15 protein-coding genes and 1 tRNA gene are annotated in these 23,173 nt (G+C 52.5%); 8 read left to right on the forward strand and 8 right to left on the reverse strand.

Annotation, left to right across the window (positions count from 1 at the left end):
- Window positions 1–27: 27 nt before the first annotated feature.
- The 6 genes from GJQ69_RS00095 to ppdK form a co-directional block, all read right to left on the reverse strand.
- The gene (locus GJQ69_RS00095) at window positions 28–1,950 is read right to left on the reverse strand and encodes a PTS fructose transporter subunit IIABC (RefSeq protein WP_086034832.1); all 1,923 of its coding nucleotides are present in this window, start codon (window positions 1,948–1,950) and stop codon (window positions 28–30) included.
- A gap of 78 nt (window positions 1,951–2,028) precedes the next feature.
- Complete coding sequence (gene pfkB / locus GJQ69_RS00100; RefSeq protein WP_086034833.1) at window positions 2,029–2,934, reverse strand: 1-phosphofructokinase; 906 nt, start codon at window positions 2,932–2,934, stop codon at window positions 2,029–2,031.
- On the reverse strand, window positions 2,931–3,689 hold the full coding sequence (locus GJQ69_RS00105) for a DeoR/GlpR family DNA-binding transcription regulator (protein WP_086034834.1): 759 nt from the start codon (window positions 3,687–3,689) through the stop codon (window positions 2,931–2,933). Before GJQ69_RS00105 ends, pfkB begins: the two co-directional genes overlap by 4 nt.
- 339 nt (window positions 3,690–4,028) lie before the next feature.
- Window positions 4,029–4,105: transfer RNA gene (locus GJQ69_RS00110), tRNA-Arg, on the reverse strand.
- Between the two features lie 43 nt (window positions 4,106–4,148).
- Window positions 4,149–4,610, reverse strand: coding sequence for a hypothetical protein (locus tag GJQ69_RS00115; RefSeq protein ID WP_086034835.1), 462 nt, complete (start codon window positions 4,608–4,610; stop codon window positions 4,149–4,151).
- A gap of 176 nt (window positions 4,611–4,786) precedes the next feature.
- Window positions 4,787–7,450, reverse strand: a complete 2,664-nt coding sequence (gene ppdK / locus GJQ69_RS00120; RefSeq protein WP_086034836.1) for a pyruvate, phosphate dikinase — start codon at window positions 7,448–7,450, stop codon at window positions 4,787–4,789.
- Between the two features lie 359 nt (window positions 7,451–7,809).
- Here ppdK and GJQ69_RS00125 point away from each other — a divergent pair, with 359 nt between their 5' ends.
- The 3 genes from GJQ69_RS00125 (at window position 7,810) to pth (ending at window position 10,737) form a co-directional block, all read left to right on the forward strand.
- Window positions 7,810–8,853 (forward strand): sugar phosphate nucleotidyltransferase, encoded by a 1,044-nt coding sequence (locus tag GJQ69_RS00125; RefSeq protein ID WP_236849692.1) that lies wholly within the window; start codon window positions 7,810–7,812, stop codon window positions 8,851–8,853.
- 203 nt (window positions 8,854–9,056) lie between these two features.
- Window positions 9,057–10,013, forward strand: coding sequence for a ribose-phosphate diphosphokinase (locus tag GJQ69_RS00130; protein ID WP_086034838.1), 957 nt, complete (start codon window positions 9,057–9,059; stop codon window positions 10,011–10,013).
- Between the two features lie 115 nt (window positions 10,014–10,128).
- Entirely contained in the window at window positions 10,129–10,737 is a 609-nt protein-coding gene (gene pth, locus GJQ69_RS00135) for an aminoacyl-tRNA hydrolase (RefSeq protein WP_086034839.1), read from the forward strand.
- A gap of 84 nt (window positions 10,738–10,821) precedes the next feature.
- Here pth and GJQ69_RS00140 read toward each other — a convergent pair whose 3' ends face one another.
- Window positions 10,822–12,189, reverse strand: coding sequence for a sodium-dependent transporter (locus GJQ69_RS00140; RefSeq protein WP_174192573.1), 1,368 nt, complete (start codon window positions 12,187–12,189; stop codon window positions 10,822–10,824).
- 184 nt (window positions 12,190–12,373) lie between these two features.
- Here GJQ69_RS00140 and mfd point away from each other — a divergent pair, with 184 nt between their 5' ends.
- Both mfd and GJQ69_RS00150 read left to right on the forward strand, forming a co-directional pair.
- On the forward strand, window positions 12,374–15,889 hold the full coding sequence (gene mfd / locus GJQ69_RS00145; protein WP_086034841.1) for a transcription-repair coupling factor: 3,516 nt from the start codon (window positions 12,374–12,376) through the stop codon (window positions 15,887–15,889).
- An 80-nt stretch (window positions 15,890–15,969) separates the two neighbouring features.
- Complete coding sequence (locus tag GJQ69_RS00150; protein WP_174192574.1) at window positions 15,970–17,217, forward strand: hypothetical protein; 1,248 nt, start codon at window positions 15,970–15,972, stop codon at window positions 17,215–17,217.
- Window positions 17,218–17,292: 75 nt separating this feature from the next.
- Here GJQ69_RS00150 and GJQ69_RS00155 read toward each other — a convergent pair whose 3' ends face one another.
- A complete protein-coding gene (locus GJQ69_RS00155; RefSeq protein ID WP_157658868.1) occupies window positions 17,293–18,459 on the reverse strand; it encodes a hypothetical protein in 1,167 nt (388 codons plus the stop codon).
- A gap of 223 nt (window positions 18,460–18,682) precedes the next feature.
- Between GJQ69_RS00155 and GJQ69_RS00160 the strand changes: the two genes are divergently transcribed.
- The 3 genes from GJQ69_RS00160 to GJQ69_RS00170 are packed head-to-tail and all read left to right on the forward strand — an operon-like array spanning window position 18,683 to window position 23,119.
- Window positions 18,683–18,937: a Smr/MutS family protein gene (locus GJQ69_RS00160; protein WP_086034844.1), complete on the forward strand. Its 255-nt coding sequence runs from the start codon at window positions 18,683–18,685 to the stop codon at window positions 18,935–18,937.
- A 20-nt stretch (window positions 18,938–18,957) separates the two neighbouring features.
- Entirely contained in the window at window positions 18,958–19,659 is a 702-nt protein-coding gene (locus GJQ69_RS00165) for an ABC transporter ATP-binding protein (RefSeq protein WP_086034845.1), read from the forward strand.
- A 1-nt stretch (window position 19,660) separates the two neighbouring features.
- Window positions 19,661–23,119, forward strand: a complete 3,459-nt coding sequence (locus GJQ69_RS00170) for an FtsX-like permease family protein (protein WP_174192576.1) — start codon at window positions 19,661–19,663, stop codon at window positions 23,117–23,119.
- Window positions 23,120–23,173: the final 54 nt, after the last annotated feature.

Raw genomic sequence — 23,173 nt, forward strand, 5'->3', positions numbered from 1 at the left:
TTCTGATTGTAGTTTTCAAAGATACCGTTATGCGGCATCAGTACGTGTCTTTTTTAACAGGCTGAGCATCACTGCGCCAACAATGCTGCCAGCAGCCAGAGCAACTACGTACATCAGCGGATTCCCTACCACTGGGAACACGAAGATGCCGCCATGCGGGGCACGCAGTGTACAGCCGAACAGCATAGAGAGTGCACCAGAAACAGCGGAACCGACAATACAGCTTGGCAGTACGCGCAGCGGGTCGGCTGCGGCATAAGGAATGGCACCCTCAGAAATAAAGCACAGGCCCATTACATAGTTGACAATGCCATTCCGGCGTTCGCTGGGTGTCCACTTCTTCGGGAAGAAAGTGGTAGAGAGCGCAATCGCCAGGGGCGGAACCATGCCACCGACCATGACCGCGGCCATCACGTCAAAGCTGCCGCTGGCCAAAGCCGCCGTGCCGAACACATAGGCTGCTTTGTTAACAGGGCCGCCCATATCCACACTCATCATGCCGCCCAAAATAGTGCCCAGCAGTACTTTGGAAACACCGCCCATCGAGTTCAGCCAAGCGGAAATGCCGGAATTGATGAGGCCCATCAGCGGGTTGATAGCACACATCACTATGCCGATACACGAGATGCCGCCCAGCGGATAGATAAGCATTGGCCGGATACCGTCCATACTTTTTGGCATATTTTCGGTGGTTTTCTCCAGAAATTTCACTAGGTAGCCTGCTACAAAGCCGGAGAGCAGTGCCGCCAAAAAGCCGCCGGAAATGCCTGTGGCATCGCCGCTGGCAAGTCCCGAAAAGTTGGTGCCGGTCATGGCCAGTATACCGCCGGCAAAACCAACTGCCAAACCGGGCCGGTCCGCAATGGACATGGCAATGAATGCGGAGAGAATAGGCAGCATATAGTTGAATGCCGCGCCGCCGATAGTCTTAAAGAAAGCCGCAAGCGGGGTGTTCATGCCGAAATTCTTTGGGTTAATGGCGTAATCATCAAATAAAAACGCCAACGCAATGAGAATGCCGCCGCCAATGACAAAAGGCAGCATATGTGAAATGCCGTTCATCAGGTGCTTATAGATGGTGTGACCGACACTGCTGTTCTGCGCTTCCTCAGCGGGTTTGCCGCCCTGTGCGTGGAACACGGGTATGCTGCCGCTTTCAATCTTTCGCAGCAGCTCCTCCGGCTTGTGAATGCCGTCATCTACACGGGTGAAAATGACGGGTTTGCCGTCAAAACGGGCGGTTTCGACATTTTTGTCCGCCGCAATGATAATGCCGTCACATGCGGCAATCTCGGCGGCGGTGAGCACATTTTTTGCCCCACCGGAGCCGTTTGTTTCTACCTTACAGGAAATTCCGAGCTTTTTGCCGGCTTTATCGAGTGCCTCTGCCGCCATGTAGGTGTGGGCAATGCCGGTGGGACAGGCTGTGACCGCCAGCACACGGTAGCCGGTAGGGACGCCGGCGTCCTCTTTTGTGATACTTTCGTTACCAAACTGCGCCTCTTCCTGCGTGTCAATTACAGAGAGAAACTCTTTTGGAGTTTTGGCGGCGTGCAGTTTTGCCACGAAATCTTCATTCATCAGCATCTGCATCATGCGGGCCAGCAAATCCACGTGCAGGTTGCTATTGTTTGGCGCGGCAATCATAAAAAACAGGCTGCTTTTTTCCGCGTCATCTGGGTTATACTGCACCGGCGTTTTCGGACGCAGGGCCGCAAGGCTTGGCTTTGTCACGCAAGTGCATTTTGCGTGGGGCACTGTGATGCCGCAGTCCACATAAGTGGAAGCCTCAGCCTCACGGGCATAGATGGCCTTTTTGTAGGTCGCCACGTCCGTGATGCCACCGTGGGTAACCTGCAGCGAAACCAGCTTGTCAATGACCTGCGTCTGATTTTCCACGGGGAAATCCAGCGCAATGGATTCGGTGCTGAGAAGGTCTGTGATACGCATGGTTAACTCCTCCCATTGTCATTCAATGAATTTTGTAATTTCCGCAAACAATTTTGCAAAAAAGATAAACAGAAAAAACTACATCTTTGCAAGCATCGCGTCGATTTCTTCTTTGCCTGCCAGCCCTAAGGAACAGGCGGTGGCGCTGCCGGCGGCGGTTCCTAAGCGCAGTGCTTTTTCATAGCTGCCAGTTTGCAGCCAGCCGGCCAAGAAGCCAGCTACCATGCTGTCGCCCGCGCCCACGCTGTTGCGTACTTTACCGCTCGGTGCGGCCATTCGGTGGACCTTTCCGGTTTCATCCAGCAGAAGTGCGCCGTCCTTTGCCATGCTTACCAGCACGTTGCGTGCACCACGCTCCTGCAGCTTAGTGGCACATTCAGTAATTTCCCGGTCGCTTTTCAGTTCCCGGCCAAAGATTTCACCCAACTCGTGGCTGTTGGGCTTAATCAGAAACGGTTGGTATGGGAGGACATTTACAAGAAGGTCACGTGTTGCGTCCACCGCGACGAGAATATTTCGTACGGCAAGTCTCCTCATAATTTTTTCATAGGTATCGCTTGCAAGACAGGCAGGAATGCTGCCCGCTAATACCAATATATCACCGCTTTTCAGCGCGTCCAGTCGGGTATAAAGCCGCTTCATATCCGCCGGTGAAATGACCGGACCACTGCCGTTAATTTCAGTTTCTTCCTTATCTTTCACTTTTACGTTGATACGCGTCATGCCGGAAGGAAGGCGAATAAAATCCGTTAAAAGGCCCATATTGTGCAGTCCTTTTTGCAGCCAGCTTCCGGTTTCCCCAGCGATAAAGCCCAGTGCAATGGCATCATGACCCAGATTTCGCAGCATCACGGCTACGTTGATTCCTTTTCCGCCGAACTGGTAGGTCTCATCGGTGCAGCGGTTAATTTTTCCCGGTTGCAGGTGATTTTCCAGATGGACCACATAATCAATAGCGGGATTAAAAGTCATCGTATAAATCATTTTACGTCACTCTCTTTTACCAAAGTATATTGGCGATATTTTTCATTTGGAAGGTGATTTGTAAAAATGGAACCCTCTATGAGAGGACAAATGACGGCGGCATAAACTTTGCCGAATTTGGAGTCATCTGTAAGAAACCAGGTTTCCATCGCACGGTTCAGCGCGGTATTTTTCAGCTCGGCTTCCTCCACATCCGGCGTGGTGAAACCTTCCCCCAGGGTTACACCGTTTGCACCCATAAAGGCCTTTGTGAAATGATAGCGCTGCAGGTTTGCCATGGCCCCTGCCCCTACAATCGCTTCTGTGCTGGGCCGTACTTGCCCGGCAAGTACATATACCCGACACCCCTTTTGTGCCAGGATGCGCGCATGGGCAATACCGTTGGTCACATAAACAGCGTGCAGTGCGCTGCCGGAAAGACACTTGACAAGCTGCAGGGTGGTGCTGCCCGCATCAATGTAGGCAAAATCTTCCGGACAAATCAGCTGTGCGGCGGCCGCGCCGATGTCAGCTTTCTGTGAAACAGCCTGCGCCTCTTTGGTAGTCATGGTTTCCTCGGCAGCGATAAAGCGGTTATTTGCTAAAGTTGCGCCGCCGTGCACGCGGTTGAGCCGGCCTTGGGTGTCCAGAGTTTGCAGGTCACGGCGAACCGTTGACTCGCTGGCGCCGAGAACGTCACACAGTTGCTGTACGGTAACAGAGTGCTTATCCTGCAGCATGTGCAGAATAATAGAAAAACGTTCTTCCGTAAGCATTTGACCACCTTCTTTCTGTGAATAATTACAGTATACAATCAAAAACATTCAATATCAATCAATAATATTCACAAATTTAGAAAAATTGTTTGAATATTTTGCATAAAGGCAAATTAAACTAACAAGACTTATTATATAAAGCAATTTCAATCATAATCAATCATAAAGAATCATTCCGCAGAGAAGGCGCGCAGAATCCTTCATACAGGGCAAAACCCTCTTACCGCTTAGTCCGATGCGATAGGAGGGTTCTATATCATTTGTAGTCTATTGGCATGATTTGTTTTTCGGGAGGGTGACAAAAGAAAAACGCCGAAAACCTTGACGGCACGGCGTTTGTGGTGTCCTCGGGCGGATTTGAACCGCCGGCCTACCGCTTAGGAGGCGGTCGCTCTATCCAGCTGAGCTACGAAGACAAATGAAAACTACTCTCCATTTTATCAAAAGAAAGAAAGAATGTCAATTTGGCTTTTTCCACGCCAGCATAAAAGCGTGCAGAAAAAGGGCCGCATTCAAAATTTCCAACAGAACAACTGCATAACAGACACAGCTTTTTAAAGTAAGAATGCCGCTCATTCGGTGGGCCACCACCGTGTAAAAAATGGAAGAGGAAATGAATTCCCAGGAACACATCCCAATGCACACACCGTATCTAGAACGAGTTTTGCGCAGGAAAGTTATCAGCCAGATGGCAACAGGAAGCACAAGCAGTGGAACACAGTACAGAAGGCCGCCGATAAAGTGTATCCAGTCTCCATACTTCAGGTACAACAGGCCCATTTGCAGGGAGTTAACAGGCAGGCGGCTGTCTGTCAAATTCCCTGCCGGCAAAAAAATCAGCACGACAAAAAGGACCTGCAGAATCAATGCGGCCCATTGGGTGATTTTCAGGTTCTTTTTATCGTAGCGGTCTCGTGACATCGGCAGGTCCCTCCTAAAAAGGTGATAATTTTTCTTTTTTATATTATAACAAAAAAGAGGGGCTGTGTATAGGGTACGAAAAGGGCGCAAAAAACCGGTGCTGTCCTTTTGGGGCAGCACCGGTTTTTATTGGTCAGATACAGCAGCCAAAGGATGGCTGCATGTTATAGAAAAACTCAGGCTTTGGCCTTTGCGCGATTTTCTTTGATAGCGGCCTGTGCGGCAGCCAGACGTGCAATCGGTACACGGAATGGAGAACAGGATACATAGTCTAGGCCCGAGTTGTGGCAGAACTCAATGGAAGACGGATCACCACCGTGTTCACCGCAGATGCCGAGGTGCAGCTGCGGGTTGGCAGCTTTACCTTCCTCGGAGCTCATCTTGACCAGACGGCCAACACCCTCTGTGTCCAGATGCACAAATGGGTCAGATTCGTAAATCTTGTTCTCGTAGTAGGAATCCAGGAACTTGCCGGCATCATCACGGCTGAAGCCGAAGGTCATCTGTGTCAGGTCGTTGGTACCATAGCAGAAGAAGTCAGCTTCCTTGGCGATCTTGCCTGCAGTCAGTGCAGCACGCGGAATTTCAATCATAGTGCCGACTTCGTACTTCAGGTCCATACCGGAATCCTTAATAATCTTATCGGCAGTCTTCACAACGGTATCCTTAACAAACTTGAGTTCCTTGGCTTCGCCAACCAGAGGAATCATAATCTGCGGGACAATCTTCTTACCGGTTTTCTTTGTTACATTGATAGCAGCGTTGATGACAGCGGTGGTCTGCATTTCAGCGATTTCCGGATAAGTGACAGTCAGACGGCAGCCACGGTGACCCATCATCGGGTTGAACTCATGCAGAGAGGCGATAACGTCTTTCAGCTTTTCAACGGTGATGTGCAGATCGTCCGCCAGGTCCTTAATGTCGTTTTCTTTTGTCGGCAGGAATTCATGCAGCGGCGGGTCGAGGAAACGAATGGTGACCGGGCGCTCGCCCATGATTTCAAACAGGCCCTCGAAGTCGCCCTGCTGATACGGCAGAATCTTCGCCAGAGCCTTCTTACGGTCTTCTACATTCTCGGCGACAATCATTTCACGCATAGCCTTAATGCGGTTGCCCTCGAAGAACATGTGCTCGGTACGGCACAGACCAATGCCTTCTGCGCCAAAGTCACTTGCCTGCTGGGCATCCTTCGGGCGGTCAGCGTTGGTGTAAACCTTCAGGGTGCGGACCTTGTCGGCCCACTCCATGAAGCGGCCGAAGTTGCCGGTAATGGAAGCCGGAACGGTCGGCAGAGCTTCACCGTAAATGTTGCCGGTGGAGCCGTCAATGGAAATGTAGTCGCCCTCTTTGTAAGCCTTGCCGCCAAGGGTGAACTGCTTTTTGTCATAGTCAACGGTAATTTCGCCGCAGCCAGAAACACAGCAGGTGCCCATACCGCGCGCCACAACAGCAGCATGGCTGGTCATACCGCCGCGGACAGTCAGAATGCCCTCTGCGGACTGCATGCCTTCAATGTCTTCCGGAGAAGTTTCCAGGCGAACCAGAACAACCTTTTCGCCGTTCTTCTTCCATGCCTTTGCGTCCTCAGCGGAGAACACAACTTTGCCACAGGCAGCTCCGGGGGAAGCAGCCAGGCCTCTGCCAATGACTTCTGCTTTCTTCAGGGCATCCGGGTCAAACTGCGGATGCAGCAGAGCGTCCAGCTGATGCGGTTCAACACGCAGGACAGCCTCTTCCTTGTCAATCATGCCTTCATCGACAAGGTCGCAGGCAATCTTCAGAGCAGCGGTAGCGGTACGTTTGCCGTTACGAGTCTGCAGCATATAAAGGTGGCCGTCTTCGATGGTGAACTCCATGTCCTGCATATCCTTGAAGTGATTTTCCAGCTTTGTGGCAATATCCGTGAACTGGTCATACACAGCAGGCATCTGGTCCTTCAGATGGCTGATGGGGGATGGTGTGCGCACGCCAGCGACAACGTCTTCGCCCTGTGCGTTAATCAGGTATTCACCAAACAGCTTCTTTTCGCCGGTTGCCGGGTTGCGGGTAAATGCAACGCCTGTGCCGGAGTTGTTACCGGAGTTGCCGAATGCCATCTGCTGTACGTTGACAGCGGTGCCCCACTCGTACGGAATTTCGTTCATTTTGCGGTAAACGTTTGCACGGGGGTTGTCCCAGCTGCGGAAGACAGCCTTCACTGCTTCAATAAGCTGTACCTTCGGGTCCTGCGGGAAGGGTTTGTGCTCGTTGTCTTCATAAATTTTCTTGAAGACGGCAACCAGCTTTTTCAGGTCTTCAGCTGTCAGGTCGATGTCGCTCTTGTAGCCCTTTTCGGCCTTCATCTTGTCAATTTCATCTTCAAAGAGACTTTTGGAAACGCCCATGACAACATCGGCAAACATCTGAACGAAGCGGCGGTAGCTGTCGTATGCAAAGCGCGGATTGTTGGTCTTCTTTGCCAGGCCTTCCACGGCTTCATCGTTCAGGCCGAGGTTCAGAATGGTATCCATCATGCCGGGCATAGACTGACGTGCGCCGGAACGGACAGAAACCAGCAGCGGGTTTCTGTTGTCACCAAAGGTCTTCCCCGTGATTTTCTCGAGGCCTTTCATGTGCTCGAAGATATCCTTCTGGATTTCGTCGTTAATCTGGCGGCCGTCGGTGTAATACTGCGTGCAGGCTCCGGTCGTAATAGTGAAGCCCTGCGGAACCGGCATACCGGCTGCGGTCATTTCCGCAAGGCCAGCGCCCTTGCCGCCCAGGATGTTCTTCATCGTGATCATATCGCCTTTAAAGGCTTTGTTACCCTCGGTGAAGTAGTAAAGGTACTTGCAGCTCATAGACTGATCCTCCTATAAATTTTTTCTGATTCCTAATAAAACTTCAGGATGAGAAGCAAAATTAAGGATATAAAATCCATATTTAGACTTTCAAACGAAAGCCCAACAAATATTATAGCAAATGTCAGGAGGAAATTCCAGATGAATTTGTGTTTCTGCTGTTAATTTTTTGCGGATTTTTTGACTGGCCCTGCCTTTGGTCCGGCACAAGGCCCTGTTTTCCGCGGAAGCAGCGGAGATTGCGGATAAAGGTCTTGCATTTTGCCGCAGAAATACGTATACTGGTAATGTCTAATTATGACTTTCTTTACTGACAGCAAAAAACTGGCGGGCTGAGGCCCGTCTGCCCGGGAGGTTTTATGGGCATAATGGGAGAACGATACTGTGCAGTGGTTCTGGCTGCAGGGGAAGGTAAGCGCATGAAGGCAGACCGCCCAAAAGTGCTGTGCGAGGTACTATTTAAGCCAATGCTGCGCTGGGTGCTGGATGCCGTGCAGGCAGCCGGCATTCAGGACATCTGCTGTGTGACGGGACACCGCCACGAACAGCTGGAAGCATATCTTGCAAAGATTAATGCTGGTTCGTTTGCTGCACATCCTGTACGGTGTGTCCTGCAAAGGGAGCGCCGAGGCACCGGCCATGCGGTTATGACGGCCCGCGCTTTTTTGGAAAAACACCACGGCGGTCAGGTGCTGGTCTTAAACGGCGACGCACCGTTTATGTCAGCGGAAACCATATCGGATGCGCGACAGATGCACGATGCAAGTCACAATGCTGCAACCGTCGTTTCGGCGAAAGTTGAAAACCCCACAGGTTACGGCCGAATTGTTCGTGACCCAGCAACACAGCTCCTTTCTGCGATTGTGGAGCAGAAGGACGCCAGTTCGGAAGAACAAAAAATTAATGAAATCAATTCCGGCTCCTATTGGTTTGCTGTGGATGACCTGCTGAGCGTTTTGGACGATATTACCAGCGACAACGCCCAGGGTGAATATTATCTAACGGACGCCATTGCGCTGCTTCACCGCAGCAGGCAGGTCAGCGTGTTTCCGGCGAAAGACTCAGCTGCAGTTTTGGGTGCGAACGACTGCATACAGCTGTATCAGCTGAACCAAATCGCACGGGAGCGCGTTCTGCACCGGCACATGGCGGAAGGCATTGCCATCCCTTGCACAGACGGCGTTATTATTGGACCAGATGTCAAAATTGGCGCATATTCCTGCATTTTACCGGGAAGTATCCTGCAGGGGACTACCTCGGTGGGGCAGGACTGCACCATTGGACCTAATACAATCCTGCAAAACGCGTATGTGGAAGACCACGTTTTGCTTAACTCCGTGCAGGTTTACAATAAAAAAGTTGCAGAAGGGGAGATTTTAGAACCCTATTCTGTACTGCGATAGTTGTCAACAACAGGGTGCTTCAGCGGTGGAGCACCCTGCTTGTGCGTGCGGGCCTTTTTGGCCTGTACACAAAATAGATGGAAAGAATAGCAGGGGGCACTTTTTCGGTGGAAAGGCACGCTTTGCGGTGACTTGTTTCCTGCGGAAAAAAGATGCCAAAAGGCAAAAAGACAAATGATTGTTTCAAAACAGGGGGAAAAGAAATGAATTTTCACGGCAAGGATATCAAAATTTTTGCTGGAAACGCAAACCCGGACGTGGCGCGGCAGATTAGTGAATGCCTCGGCCTGCCCATGGGCAAAAGTGAAGTCACCACTTTCAGCAACGGCGAAATCTCCGTTTCTCTGAAGGAATCGGTGCGCGGTTCCGACTGCTTTATTGTGCAGTCCACCTGCTCTCCGGTTAATGACAACCTTATGGAATTGCTGATTATGATTGACGCCATGAAGCGCGCTTCGGCTGCCCGCATTACGGCTGTCATTCCGCACTTCGGCTACGCCCGCCAGGACCGCAAGGCAAAGGCCCGTGACCCGATTAGTGCAAAACTGTGTGCCGATATTATTGAAACTGCCGGCGCCGACCGTGTGCTGACCATGGACCTGCACGCGGCGCAGATTCAGGGGTTTTTCAACATTCCGGTTGATCACCTGCGCGGAGCACCGCTGCTTGCTTCCTTTATGAAAGAACGTCTGGGTGACCATGTGGATGATTACCTTGTCGTTTCCCCTGACTTGGGTTCTGTCACACGTGCGCGTGATTTTGCGGAGCGCATCGGCACCCCTATGGCCATTGTTGACAAGCGCCGTCAGCGTGCCAATGAATGCGAAGTCATGAACATTATCGGTTCCGTTGAAGGCAAAAAGGTCATTATCGTCGATGATATGATTGATACTGCCGGTACACTGTGCAATGCGGCACAGGCCATCATGGAACACGGCGCGGTTTCCGTCACTGCCTGCGCAACCCATGGCGTTCTCTCTGGCCCGGCCATTCAGCGCCTGCAGGATTCTGTCCTGAAGGAAGTTGTTCTGCTGGATACCATTCCCCTGCCGCCGGAAAAGCGCATTGATAAAATCACAGTGCTGCCGACTGCACCGACTTTTGCCGAAGCAATCGAGCGCATCTATGAGGATAAACCGGTTTCTCCGATGTTTATTTAATTTTCGCTTAAAAATGCATTAAAATTACAAAATAAAAAAGAACAGGGTTGCCGCAAAGCACCGAAAAACCGGTGCCGTCCGCGGCAGCCCCTTTTGTGTTGAGGCATCGTATATTATGTTATTTTCTAAAAATTCCTTTTCTGCGGGACCGGTCGAGTGGATACTGGCCGGTTTGGGCAACCCCGGCAGCCAGTATGAGGGTACCCGGCACAATACCGGCTTTATGGCACTGGATACCATTGCAAAGAAAGCCGGCGTTTCCATAGATAAGCTGCAGTTTCAGGGACAGTGCGCCCAAGCTGTGGTGGGCGGCAAAAAAGTTTTGCTGCTGAAGCCCTCTACCTATATGAATCTGTCCGGCCAGAGCGTGACCGCGGCCATGCGCTTTTATAAGCTGCCGCCAGAACGCACCATTATTTTCTTTGACGACATTTCTCTCCCCTGCGGCCGGCTGCGTCTTCGCCGAAAGGGCAGCGACGGCGGGCACAACGGCATGAAAAATATCATTTATCTTGCCGGCAGTGACCAATTTCCCCGCGTGAAAATCGGCATCGGTGCCAAGCCGACGCCGCAGTGGGATTTGGCGGACTGGGTTCTCAGCCGTTTTTCGAACGAGGACAGCCAACAAATGCAACAGAGCTTTCAGCACGCGGCTGAGGCAGCGGAGCTGCTGGTCAATGGCAAAATGGTGGAGGCCATGAATCTTTATAACGGAAAAGGTTAAAGAAAGCTGTAAAAAGCGTATAAAGAACGCCGCACAACTGTAGAATGCAGTGTACGGCGTTTTCCGTTTAGCTAGACAGAACGGTCAGAGCTTAATAATTCCCAGGGAGTTCAGCACACTGGAAACCAGAATCAGAATAATAAAGATTGGCGCAATCCATTTAATCATGACATTGCACAGCTTTTCACGGCGGAACTTCGAGCTGATGGTTACTTCGTCGTCAATCGTCTTCATGCCAACAACCCAGCCGACCAGGATACAGGTGAACAGAGCGACCAGCGGCATAAGAATGCTGTTGCTGATAAAGTCAAAGAAGTCTAGGAAATCAAAGCCGAACAGGGTTACACCGGATAGCGCGCCGAAGCCCAGCGAAGACAAAAGGCCAAGCACCACGGAAATTGCCAGTGTCAGTATGGAGGCTGCCATGCGGCCAATGTGCAGTTTGTCCTGAAAAATGGACACAACCGTTTCCATCAGTGCAATCGAAGAGGTTAAGGCCGCAAACAGTACCAACAGGAAGAATGCCGCACCGGCAATGACTCCACCGAAGCCCATGCTGCTGAATACCTTTGGCAGCATGACGAACATCAGCCCGGGGCCCTGCTGCAACTGTGCCTGGCTGCCGCCGGAGAAAGAAAATACGGCTGGAATAATCGTCAGGCCGGCCAGCAGAGCAACACCGGTATCAAAGATATCTACCTGTGTGGAAGATACTTCCAAATCGTCTTTCTTACTGCAGTAAGAACCGTATGTAACGGTAATACCCATGGCGAGGCTCAGGGAATAGAACAGCTGGCCGAGTGCCGCAAGCACGGTATTGACGGAAAAATGGGAGAAGTCCGGAATCAGATAATATTTGACGCCGGCCATGGCGTTTGGCAGTGTCAGGGAATACACGGCCGTGACAATACTCAGGATGAGCAGCAGAGGCATCAGGGTGCGGCTGACTTTTTCTACGCCTTTTTCCACACCAAGCATAACGATGATGGCCGTTGCAATCATAAAGACCATAAACCAGACAATGGGCTCCGCTGTCTGACCAATGTAATTTGAAAAGAAGCCGTCTTTTGAGGAAGCACCGGCTTGGCCGGAAATAAAGACACCAAAATACTTGAAAACCCAGCCACCGATAACGCAGTAATACGGCAGAATAATAATCGGCACAATGGAGGCAAGGTATCCCAGCCACTTGAAGCGGTGGTCCAGCTTGCCATACGCTTCAATAGCGGATATATGCGTTTTACGGCCAATAGCGAACTCTACGATCATCAGACTGAAACCAAAGGTGACAGCCAAAATGATGTACACAAGCAGAAAGGCGCCGCCTCCGTACTTTGCCGCAAGATACGGAAAGCGCCAGATGTTCCCCAGACCTACCGCAGAACCGGCCGCCGCCATCACAAAACCGATACGGCTGGTAAAGGATGCACGGCTTTTTTGTTTCTCTTCCATAAAAATCCCCCTCAGAACACTGCTTTAAAGCAGTAAGCATTTAAACTTGGAAACTTATAAATTTTAATCTCTATTATACCATAAGGCCCCAAGAACTGCAAAAAAATATGAGTATCTGACTTTCTGCCTTTTCGACAGGAAAAATGGACCTATTGTTTTATGCTTGACAGAACAGGAGAGCACTATGAAATTTATTGCAAATGCCCTTTCCCATATGGGAGAATATCAGACTTTGCTGGAGGCTGTGCGCCAGCATAGGTTTCCGGCGGCGGTTACCGGATTGTCCGGCATCCATAAGGCAAACCTGATTTATTCTCTGTGGGTGCATACCGGCCGCCGGGTGTTCCTTATTGCCGGCGACGAACCGGAGGCAAATCGGATGGCAGGTGACCTTTCTGCGCAGGGAATGCGTGCCCTGTATTATCCGGTGAGGGACTTTACGCTGCGCGGCGATGAAACCGCTTCCCATGAATATGAACACAAACGACTGCAGGTGCTGTCCCGCCTGACGGCCGGCGGCTGTGATGCCGTTATCTGCTGTATCGACGGCGCCCTGCAGGATACCATTCCACCGGAGGAACTGCGCAAGCGCACACGAACCCTTGCGCCCGGAGATACCGTTGCTCCGGAGAAAGTGGAAAAACTGCTGCTGAACTGTGGCTATGAGCGTGCGGCACAGGTGGAAGGCCCTGGCCAGTTTGCCCGCCGCGGCGGCATTTTGGATCTTTTTTCACCGGGAAACAGTGCCCCCGTGCGTGCGGAATTTTGGGGAGACGAAATCGACACGCTTTCTTCTTTTGATACACAAACACAGCGGCGAACGGTTCCAGTCGACAGTGTCTGCATATCTCCGGCAGCGGAAGCCCTGGCGGATAATACAGCCTCGCTGGCAGCGCGGCTGCGCAGGATTGCATCTTCTCTGCGGGGGAAAAATGCACCGCTCGCGCGGCCAATTTTACAGGAACAGGCTGATTCTCTGGAACAGGGTGTGGCCCTTTCATGCATGGACAAATTCCTGCCGATTCTGTATGACCAGCCAGCCTGCCTGCTTGACTATTGCGCAGAAAACGACCTTTTATTTGTCAGTGAAACCGTCAATGTTAAAGAAAAAATGCGCACAGCGCAGCTGCACTGGAACGAGGACCTGAAAGGGTATCTGGAGGAGGGCGTGCTGTGCAGACATTTAGACGATTACAATCAAACATGGACCGACGCACTGTCCTATTTTGAAAAGCGGGATACCATTTTTCTGGATACCTTTGCCCGCGGCAGTTATGAGATTCCTGTTCAGACACTGCTCAACTTTACAGCCCGTCAGCTTTCCGTTTGGGGAGGTTCCGTGCAGGTGCTGACCGAGGACCTGTCCGAAATGCTGCGCAAAAAATGGTCTTGTGCGGTATTGGCCGGCAATGAGCGCAGCACGCATACCATCGTGACCGACCTGCTTGCCGCGGGCATTAACGCCTACTATACAGAGGATACACAGGAAATTGCGCGCGGTGCGGTCGCAGTGCTGCCCGGCTCCCTTTCAGCTGGCGCGGAATGGCCCGGTGCCTTTTTGGGAATTCTTACGCATGGCCGGCTGCTGCAGTCCGACGGCCGCCGCCGCAAAAAGCACAGCAAAAACAGCCGCCCGCTTAGTTCTCTGTCTGAGCTGCAGCCGGGGGATTATGTTGTGCATGAAAGCCACGGCATTGGTATTTATCAGGGTATACAAAAAATAGATACCCACGGTATTGTGAAAGATTATCTGAAAATTCAGTATGCCAAGGGAGATATCCTGTATGTTCCGGTGACACAGCTGGACCTTGTCAGCCGCTACATTGGGCCGCGGGAGGACGCTTCCATGCATCTGCACCGGCTGGGCGGCACCGAATGGGAAAAAACCAAAACGCGTGTCCGCCGTGCGGTGCGCGATATGGCAAAAGAATTGATTCAGCTGTATGCAGCGCGTATGCAGGCAAAAGGCTTTGCTTTCTCCCCCGACTGCGATATGCAGCGTGACTTTGAAAGCCGGTTTGAGTTTGATGAAACCGATGACCAGCTGCGCTGCGTTGAGGAAATTAAGGCAGACATGGAGAAGCAGGCACCCATGGACAGGCTGCTTTGCGGGGACGTGGGCTTTGGCAAAACAGAGGTTGCTCTGCGCGCGGCATTCAAATGTATTTGTGACGGCAAACAGTGTGCGTTGCTGGTGCCGACGACCATTTTGGCATGGCAGCATTATCAAACTGCCCTGCGCCGTATGGAGGGCTTCCCTGTCAATATTGAGCTGCTGTCCCGCTTCCGTACCCCTAAACAGCAGCAGAAGATTATCGATAAGCTGCACCATGGCAGCATTGATTTGATTATTGGCACACACAGGCTCATCAGCAAAGATGTGGAGTTCCGCGACTTGGGTTTGGTAATTATCGATGAGGAACAGCGCTTTGGTGTGGCACAAAAAGAAAAACTCAAGCACCTGTGCAACAATGTCGATGTGCTTACCTTGTCGGCAACGCCGATTCCGCGTACCCTCGACATGGCCATGTCCGGCATTCGGGACATGAGCGTTCTGGAGGAAGCCCCCCATGACCGTCATCCAGTGCAGACGTATGTCATGGAGCACGATGAGGGCGTTTTGGCAGACGCCGTCCGGCGGGAACTGCGCCGCGGTGGGCAGGTTTACTGGCTGCACAATGATGTTGCTTCCATCACGCGTGTGGCAGCACGGCTGAAGGCCCGTGTGCCGGAGGCACACATTGGCATTGGTCACGGCAAAATGAGCGAACAGGAACTTTCGGAAGTATGGCGGCAGCTGATAGACCACGAAATTGATGTACTGGTCTGTACCACTATCATTGAAACCGGCGTAGATGTGCCGAATGCCAATACCTTAATTATTGACAACGCGGACCGAATGGGCCTGTCACAGTTGCACCAGATACGCGGCCGTGTGGGGCGCAGTTCCCGCCGGGCCTACGCGTACTTTACATTCCAGCCGAATAAGGCACTGTCCGAAATTGCCCAGAAACGCCTATCGGCAATACGTGAGTTTACGGAGTTCGGCTCTGGTTTTAAGATTGCCCTGCGGGACTTGGAAATTCGCGGCGCGGGCAATATACTGGGAGGAGAACAGCACGGTCACATGGAGGCGGTTGGCTACGAAATGTACCTAAAGCTGCTGGGCGATGCCGTGGCTGCCGAAAAAGGAGAGGCGCCGCCGCAGGGCGAGGAGTGCGTCATGGACTTGCCGCTGCAGGCACATATTTCGGAGTCGTATATCAGTGACAACAGCGGCAGGCTGGAAATGTACCGCCGCATTGCGGATATCCGCAGCGATGCGGACGCGCTGGATGTGACCGATGAACTGATTGACCGCTACGGTGACCCGCCCAAAAGTGTACAGGGCCTTATTCAGATTGCCCTATTGCGCAACATGGCCGGTTTGTGCGGTGTAACCGAAGTAAAAGAAGGACAAGGGCAGCTGCAGCTGTACCAGAAAAAGCTGAATATGCAGTGGATTTCCCAGCTGTCGGCACGTTATCCCGGCCGTGTGCTGGTTAATGCGGGCCAAAAACCCTATATTGCGGTTCACCCACAGCCAGGCGAAGATATTTTGGCACTGCTGAAAGACATTTTGGAAAGCAGCCCTGCCGCACCGAGTGGTTCATCCAGCAAAGCAAGCGCAAAACAAATGGACAAATGTACCTCTGTGTAGTATAATTTATCTGTTATATCCGCTTTTGTATATCAGGAAATACAGTCCATAAAATCTGACAATCGGAGAGTGTAGCAGCAATGAAATTAAAGAGATTTACGGCTGGTGTTTTGGCCTGTGCGCTGGTTGTCGGTGCCGCCGCCGGCTGCACCATTGGCAAAGATGAGTCCTGGTGTGCCAAGACCGCGAACTTGACTCTGCCTTCTGGTGTTTATATCTATGAACTTTACAACGCCTACAGCGAGGCACAGAGTAAAACCACCACAGCTGACATGAAAAAAGCAAAAATCGACAACAAGGACGCCATGACGTGGGTTAACGACCGCGCAAAGCAGCTGACGAACGAACTGTTCGTCCTGAACGACAAGATGAAGCAAATGAAGCTGAGCCTTACTTCATCTGAAAATTCCGCCGTAGAGCAAGCTGCGCAGAACGCATGGGCACAGCAGTTCTCCAGCACGCTGGCGGACAAGCATGTGTCCGAATCATCTTTCCAGACGGCGTATGCGGAATATATCTATCAGCTGCGCAAGGTCTTTATGGGCACCTATGACGCCGGCGGAAGCAAGGCAATCCCCACCAGCACCCAGAAAGATTATTTTGAAAAGCACTACTCAGACATTGAGTATATGTTTGTGCCGCTGGAAAAGCCGGCTTCTTCCGCATCCAGCGGTGCCGTTTCCTCCGCTGCCTCTGCCGCAGCCGGCAGCGCCGCCGCCACTTCCAGCGGAACAACAGCGATGACGGCGTCCGAAAAAGCGGCCCTGAAAAAAGAGTTGGACGGCTACCTTTCCCAGATTCGCGGTGGAAAAACGACACTAAAGGCCGCCAGCACGTCCTTTGCCAACGCCCACGGAACCTCCGACACTTATCAGGCCATGACCGGGGACATGGATTCCTCCACAGTGGCTTCTTCCCTGCCAACGGATATGATTTCTGCCGTGAAGGGAATGAAGGCCGGTGAAACACGTCTGCTGGAAGCTTCCTCTTCCTACTATGTCCTGATAACGAAAAACGACATTAAGGAAAAGACAGATTCCTTCCTGAAGAACGGCGACAACCGCCTGCAGCTGCTGCACGCGCTGAAGGGCGAAACATTTCTCCAGGATATTGAAAACGAAGCAAAGTCCTATAAAGGCGCCACATGGAACGACGCTGTAACAAAGAAGTTTACGGCGGACCTTTACTATACGGCGCCCTCCAGCACCGCTTCCGCAGCTTCTGCTGCCGCGCCGGTTTCCTCGGCAGCAGTCAGCAGTACTGCTTCTTCCAAAGCGTCCAGTGCTTCTTCCAAGGCAGCCAGCAGTGCAGCTTCCTCTAAAAAATAACTGCTTTCGTAAAAAAGCGTAAAAAATGCCGTCCCGGAAAATTCCGTGGACGGCATTTTTGTATGCAGTCAAAGATTAAAACAAAACCAATGTATTGTTGCGGACCGCACAGCGGCCTTCCAGCTCCGTGGTGTGCCCGGTTTGTGTATCCAGCAGGTGATAAAACAGAAGGCTGTCCTTTCCGTCACAAAGGATATCACGCAGCAGTAGCCAGCGGTCATCCAGACAGGCGGCCAGCTGTCCAAGGCTTCGGCTGTAGACCGTGTCAAGGGTACTGTTTAGAATTCCCTGTACATGGGTGCGTCCGTCCGGCAGGTCGCTCAGCTTGAAAAAGTGTCCGTTTTCCGCAAGAAAGGAAGCGTCCTTTTCCGAGGGAGAAAGATTGAGGGAGGCGGCCCGGCGCTTCGCGCCGGTGTGTTTGCTTATCGCGAGAAGCTGCTGATCCTGTGTCGGAAAATATTGGGCGCGGAAATATAAGGAATCCCGGTCCTGTCCGGCACAGCGAACCATACCATCAATTCCCGCCCGCAGGGTGCAGGTCATGGGAACTTCGGGGCACTCCGCTTCAATGGAGGAGAGAAACTGCTGCAGTGTGCACAGCCAAACACGGTCCTCGACAGGGGCGGAAACCCACTCACGTTCCAGAAAAGCTTTTTGCTTTTCCTTCTCGGTTCCCCATGCTTTTACGGCCAGCAGCCGGCGCTCACCGCCTCCATCAAACGGAATCAGCTGGGCACCGGCACAAATACGCGGGTCCCGAATGGACCAGCAGCAGTCCTTTTGCAGGTCATAAAGGCTTGCCGCCTGCCCAAAACCGGTGTGGCGGCGGTATTCCAAAAACAAAGAGGCGTCCCGCCGGCTGGCATGGGAGTACAGAACGACGTGGTCTGCATCCAGTGCGCAGCATCCGGCAAAGTTTCCGGCAAAGCGCACGCGGGAAAGCTGCTCTTCTGCACCGGTGTGCTTATTTAGCTTCAGTATCCATGCTTCACTGTCCCCGTTTTCCATGACGACAAGGACAGAGTCGGGAAAGGCAAAGGAGTGCATTCGGTATTCTGGTTTCATAATGAGGTAGGAAGCCAACGTGCGGCTGCTTTTTGCCGCTTGGCTGTAAACCAGCAGGGAAAGCCGGTGACAGCCCGGAGCGTTGGTTTCGCGGGTGTAGTACAAGTGCTCCCCGCCAATTTCAAGAAGCCTGTCATTGCAAGAAAGCAGGGTACGGCGCAGGTCTGCAGTTTTCACGGTTTCACCTTCTGTACAGGAACGAATTTGTCGAAAAAATAGGATAAAAGCATTATAACACAGTTTCTGCTTTTTTGCAGGTGCGGCGGCTTGAATCGTATTCCTTTTCGGCGGGGAACCGAGTATAATAAGGGTAGTAAACGCACAAGAAATAAGAGGATAAATCCTTTTTGGGGGCATGTCTGTTCCCAAAAGGTTCCTATAGGGAAAGAAGTAAAAGAATATGACGGAATACCGGCATGGCTCTGTAGTAGAACTGGACATTCACGGTGAAACGCGGGAAAGCGCCATGCACCTTTTAACACACTGGCTTTCCCATACACCGGCTGATGTGCAGGAGGTACGGGTGATTCACGGCTGCCACGGGGGCACGGTCCTGCGGGACATGGTGCGCAGGCAGCTGAAGCACCCGCGCATTGCTTCCAAACTCATTACGCTGAACCCCGGTGAAACCAGACTAATTCTGAAAAAAGGCTGAAGACGAAACGGAGGAAATACATGGCATACGTTTCCTTTACAGATGTACGCAAGGAGTACCGCATGGGCGACACGGTCACTGCTGCGGCAGATGGTGTAAGCTTTGAAATAGAAAAGGGCGAATTTGTCGTTATGGTTGGCCCAAGCGGCGCTGGAAAAACGACCATACTCAACCTGCTGGGCGGCATGGACAGCTGTACCTCCGGTAAGATTCTGGTGGACGGCAGGGACGTCAGTGCCTGCACGGAGCGCCAGCTGACGGAGTACCGCCGGCATGACGTGGGCTTTGTCTTTCAGTTTTACAACCTGATACAGAATCTGACGGCGCTGGAGAATGTTGAGCTTGCCTCCCAAATATGCCGCAGTCCGCTGAACCCGCGCAAAGTGCTGGAACGGGTGGGCCTTGGCGAACGAATGGACAACTTTCCGGCGCAGCTTTCCGGCGGCGAGCAGCAGCGTGTGGCCATTGCGCGCGCACTCGCAAAGAATCCAAAACTTTTGCTGTGCGACGAACCGACCGGTGCACTGGACTATGTGACGGGTCGGCAGGTTTTGCAGCTGCTGCAGCACACCTGCCGTGACAACGGCCGCACGGTTGTGGTCATTACGCACAACCAGGCGTTTGCCGCTATGGCGGACCGTGTGATTCATATTCATTCGGGAAAAGTGCAGAAGGTTACCCGGAACCCCGCTCCGCTTCCGGCAGAAAGGATAGAGTGGTAGTATGAAGGCATACGGAAAATCCATCCTGCGTTCCTTTTTCCACTCCGGCCGGCGTTTCTTTGCTATTTTTGCGATTGTAGCGCTGGGCGCCGGTTTTTTTGCGGGCATTTCCTCTGCGGCGCCGCAGATGCGCAGTACGGTAGACGGATACCTTGACCAGCAGAATACCATGGATGTGGAGCTGCTTTCCACGCTTGGCTTTTCCGAGCAGGATGTGCAGGCGGTGCAGAAAAGTCAGGGTGTGCAGGCGGCAACGCCCTCTTATGTGGAGGACGTCATGAGCCGCATCGGCGAATCGGACGTTAGTGTACGTGTCCATGCACTGCCGCAGAATGGAGCGAACGTCATGAACCGCCCCGTGCTGATTTCCGGCCGCTGGCCGAAAAATGGGCAGGAATGCGTGCTGGACAGTCAGCGTCTTATGCCTATTTCCCTCGGGGATTCCATCACCCTGCAGGAACAAAATGGGCAGAAAAATCTGAAGTACACGAAGCTAAAGGTTGTTGGGCTGATACAGTCACCTTTATATGTCAGCTTTTCGCTGGGTACGACCAATATCGGCAACGGACAGCTCGGTCATTATCTGTATGTGCTGCCACAGACTTTTTCTTCATCGGCGTATTCCTGTATGTATGTCACGGCAAAAAATGCAAAAGAAGTCAGCGCCTTTACGGAAGATTATCAAACAAAGGTGTCTGCCGTGTGCAGTACGCTGACATCTTTGGGCAAAACGCGTGCGCCGCTGCGCCGAAGTGAAGTGACCGCCAGTGCGCAGAAAAAGCTGGACGCAAGCCGAAAAACCTATGAAACGCAGAAAATGGATGCACAGAAACAGCTGGCATCCGCGCAGAAAAAGCTGACCACTGCCGAAACACAGATAGCGGCAAACGAAAAAAAGCTAGCAGAGGCCCGTCGGCAGACAGCCGCTGGTGAAAAACAGCTTACACAGGCAAAAACGCAGTATCAGCAGGGGCTTACAGAATATACAGCGCAAAAAAAGCAGGCAGAAAGCCGTTTTACCGCCGCCGAAGAACAGCTGCGGAGCGGCCGTGAAGCATTGGCACAGGCACAGCAGAAACTAATGGCCAGCCGTGCGGAGCTGACCTCACAGGAAGCAAAGCTGTCAGATGCAAAAACGGAGCTGGCGGCCCAAAAGCAAAAGCTTACTGCGGCGCAGACACAGCTGGAGCAGTCGCGGCAGAAACTGAAGGGCGCTTCCACCGCGGTGGAACAGGCGCGGGCGGCGCTTGCCCAGCTGGAGACGGCCGGACAGGGTGCCAGTACCGAAGCGGCGGCACTGCGCGAACAAATAGAAGCCTATGACAAAGGAACCCAGCAGCTTGCCGCATCTGAAAAAGAACTCAACGAAAATCGTGAAAAATGGCAGCGGGCACAGGAACAGTATGAGAAGCAGGCTGCCGCCGCACAGCCAAAGCTGCAGGCTGCCCACAAAAAGCTTGCAGAGGGGGAAACGCAGATTTCCGCTCAAAAAGCGAAGCTTGCAAGCGGTGGGACCGCCTACCAAAGCCAAAAGCAGCGCACGGAACAGCAGCTGGCGGAGGCTGCACAAAAGCTTTCTGCGGCAAAAACGCAAATCCAGCGAAATACCCAAAAGCTCGCCGCAGCCAAAGCGGAAACAGAGGCCGGACAGAAAAAACTGAATGCTGCCTCGGTGGAGGTACGCAAAAACCGCGCCGCCTTTGAAAAGAGCCGCACACAAACACAGGAAAAGCTTGCCGCAGCCGAAAAACAGCTGACAAACGGTGAACAGCAGCTGCGGCAGGTGAAAATGCCGGTGTGGTATGTGCTGGACCGGGACAAAAATGTCGGTTTCCATAGCTTTACGCTTGACGCCGACCGCATGCAGTCTATTTCCCGCCTATTCCCTGCCTTTTTCTTCCTGGTCGCGGCGCTGGTCGTGCTGACGACCATGACACGCATGGTGGAAGAAGAACGTATCGAAATCGGTGCCTATAAAGCAATGGGCTTTTCGGAGCGGTCCATTGCGCGCAGGTACCTATTGTATGCACTGCTGGTCAGTGTGCTGGGCAGTGTCACCGGCGTTGTCATTGGATGTTTGACACTGCCGCCGGTTTGTTGGAACGCTTACCGCATTATGTACAGCGCGCCGCCCATGACCGCGCACGTTGTCCCATTTTATGCGCTGATAGGCTGCCTGCTGGCGGTGGGTGTTACCCTGCTGTCCACATGGGGTGCGTGCCGGGCAGTCCTGTGCGAAAAAACGGCGGCGCTTTTGCAGCCAAAGGCCCCGAAACCCGGCCGCCGAATTTTGCTGGAACGTTTGACACCACTGTGGAAACACATGAATTTCACAGCAAAAGTCACAGCGCGCAACCTGTTCCGCTATAAAAAGCGGCTGATTATGACGGTTGTTGGAATTGCCGGCTGCACCGGGCTGATTCTTACGGGATTCGGTATCCGCGACAGTGTGCGCCATGTGGTATATGACCAATACTACAGTGTCAACCAGTACAATACGGTCATCAGCCTGCAGGACGGCGGCCTTTCCACCGGCGCAAAAAGGATTATGCAGGACTCCTCGCAGTTTCAGAAATGGATGCTGTACACCAACCGTTCCGTGGATATTTCCAACCCGTCCGGAACGTCTATGACTGGCAATCTGATGGTGCTGCAGAATGCGGCGGGCCTTCAAAAATTCGTTCATTTGCGGGACCGCCGGACACACGCCCCGGTCGCTTTCGGCAGCAACAGTGTGGTGGTGACGGAAAAACTGGCGGACCGGCTGGGCCTGCGTGTCGGCGGCCATGTGGTGGTTCCGGACGGCAGCGGAAAAAAACGGACGTTTACGGTAACCGGCATTACGGAAAACTATATTTATCACTATGTCTATATTGCACCGGCTGTTTACCAAAAAGTGACCGGTGAAACGCCGAAAACGAATGGTGTGTGGGCCAGCACTGTGCAGCCGCAGAGTGCACATGAAACACTCAGCCGAAAGCTGACACAGCAGAGCGGCGTGCAGACAGTGGCCTTTTTGGACGATATCACAGCGACCTTTGACAACATGATTCGTGCACTGGATGTGATTGTTCTAGTACTGATTTTGTGTGCGGGAATGCTTTCCTTTGTTGTGCTGTACAACCTAACCAATATCAATATTACGGAACGCACACGGGAAATGGCAACTCTGCGTGTGCTGGGCTTTTATGAGCGGGAAAGCGCCGCGTATATTTACCGCGAAACAACGGTGCTTACGGCGCTTGGCTGTATTGGCGGGCTGTTTCTGGGCGTGCTGATGCACCACGCTGTGATTGCCACGGTCGAGATAGATATGTGTATGTTCCCGCGCACCATTGACCCGCTGTCTTACTTGTGGAGCGTGCTGCTGACGGCAGCCTTCACGGCCGCGGTCGATTTGCTGATGTATCCCCGCTTCCAGAAAATCAATATGGTGGAGAGTCTGAAATCCGTGGACTAAAAAACGGAAACCCTTTCTTTCTGCGGCCTGAATTGTGTTATAATGAGAAAACAA

The sequence above is a fragment of the Caproicibacterium lactatifermentans genome, from assembly GCF_013315815.1.
Lineage (GTDB): Bacteria > Bacillota > Clostridia > Oscillospirales > Acutalibacteraceae > Caproicibacterium > Caproicibacterium lactatifermentans.

What these genes read in the sequence shown, in the direction of transcription:
- GJQ69_RS00095 (WP_086034832.1), bottom strand. Translation starts at nt 1,950, where the DNA reads ATGCGTATCACAGACCTTCTCAGCACCGAATCCATTGCGCTGGATTTC.
- pfkB (WP_086034833.1), bottom strand. Translation starts at nt 2,934, where the DNA reads ATGATTTATACGATGACTTTTAATCCCGCTATTGATTATGTGGTCCAT.
- GJQ69_RS00105 (WP_086034834.1), bottom strand. Translation starts at nt 3,689, where the DNA reads ATGCTTACGGAAGAACGTTTTTCTATTATTCTGCACATGCTGCAGGAT.
- GJQ69_RS00115 (WP_086034835.1), bottom strand. Translation starts at nt 4,610, where the DNA reads ATGTCACGAGACCGCTACGATAAAAAGAACCTGAAAATCACCCAATGG.
- ppdK (WP_086034836.1), bottom strand. Translation starts at nt 7,450, where the DNA reads ATGAGCTGCAAGTACCTTTACTACTTCACCGAGGGTAACAAAGCCTTT.
- GJQ69_RS00125 (WP_236849692.1), top strand. Translation starts at nt 7,810, where the DNA reads ATGGGCATAATGGGAGAACGATACTGTGCAGTGGTTCTGGCTGCAGGG.
- GJQ69_RS00130 (WP_086034838.1), top strand. Translation starts at nt 9,057, where the DNA reads ATGAATTTTCACGGCAAGGATATCAAAATTTTTGCTGGAAACGCAAAC.
- pth (WP_086034839.1), top strand. Translation starts at nt 10,129, where the DNA reads ATGTTATTTTCTAAAAATTCCTTTTCTGCGGGACCGGTCGAGTGGATA.
- GJQ69_RS00140 (WP_174192573.1), bottom strand. Translation starts at nt 12,189, where the DNA reads ATGGAAGAGAAACAAAAAAGCCGTGCATCCTTTACCAGCCGTATCGGT.
- mfd (WP_086034841.1), top strand. Translation starts at nt 12,374, where the DNA reads ATGAAATTTATTGCAAATGCCCTTTCCCATATGGGAGAATATCAGACT.
- GJQ69_RS00150 (WP_174192574.1), top strand. Translation starts at nt 15,970, where the DNA reads ATGAAATTAAAGAGATTTACGGCTGGTGTTTTGGCCTGTGCGCTGGTT.
- GJQ69_RS00160 (WP_086034844.1), top strand. Translation starts at nt 18,683, where the DNA reads ATGACGGAATACCGGCATGGCTCTGTAGTAGAACTGGACATTCACGGT.
- GJQ69_RS00165 (WP_086034845.1), top strand. Translation starts at nt 18,958, where the DNA reads ATGGCATACGTTTCCTTTACAGATGTACGCAAGGAGTACCGCATGGGC.
- GJQ69_RS00170 (WP_174192576.1), top strand. Translation starts at nt 19,661, where the DNA reads ATGAAGGCATACGGAAAATCCATCCTGCGTTCCTTTTTCCACTCCGGC.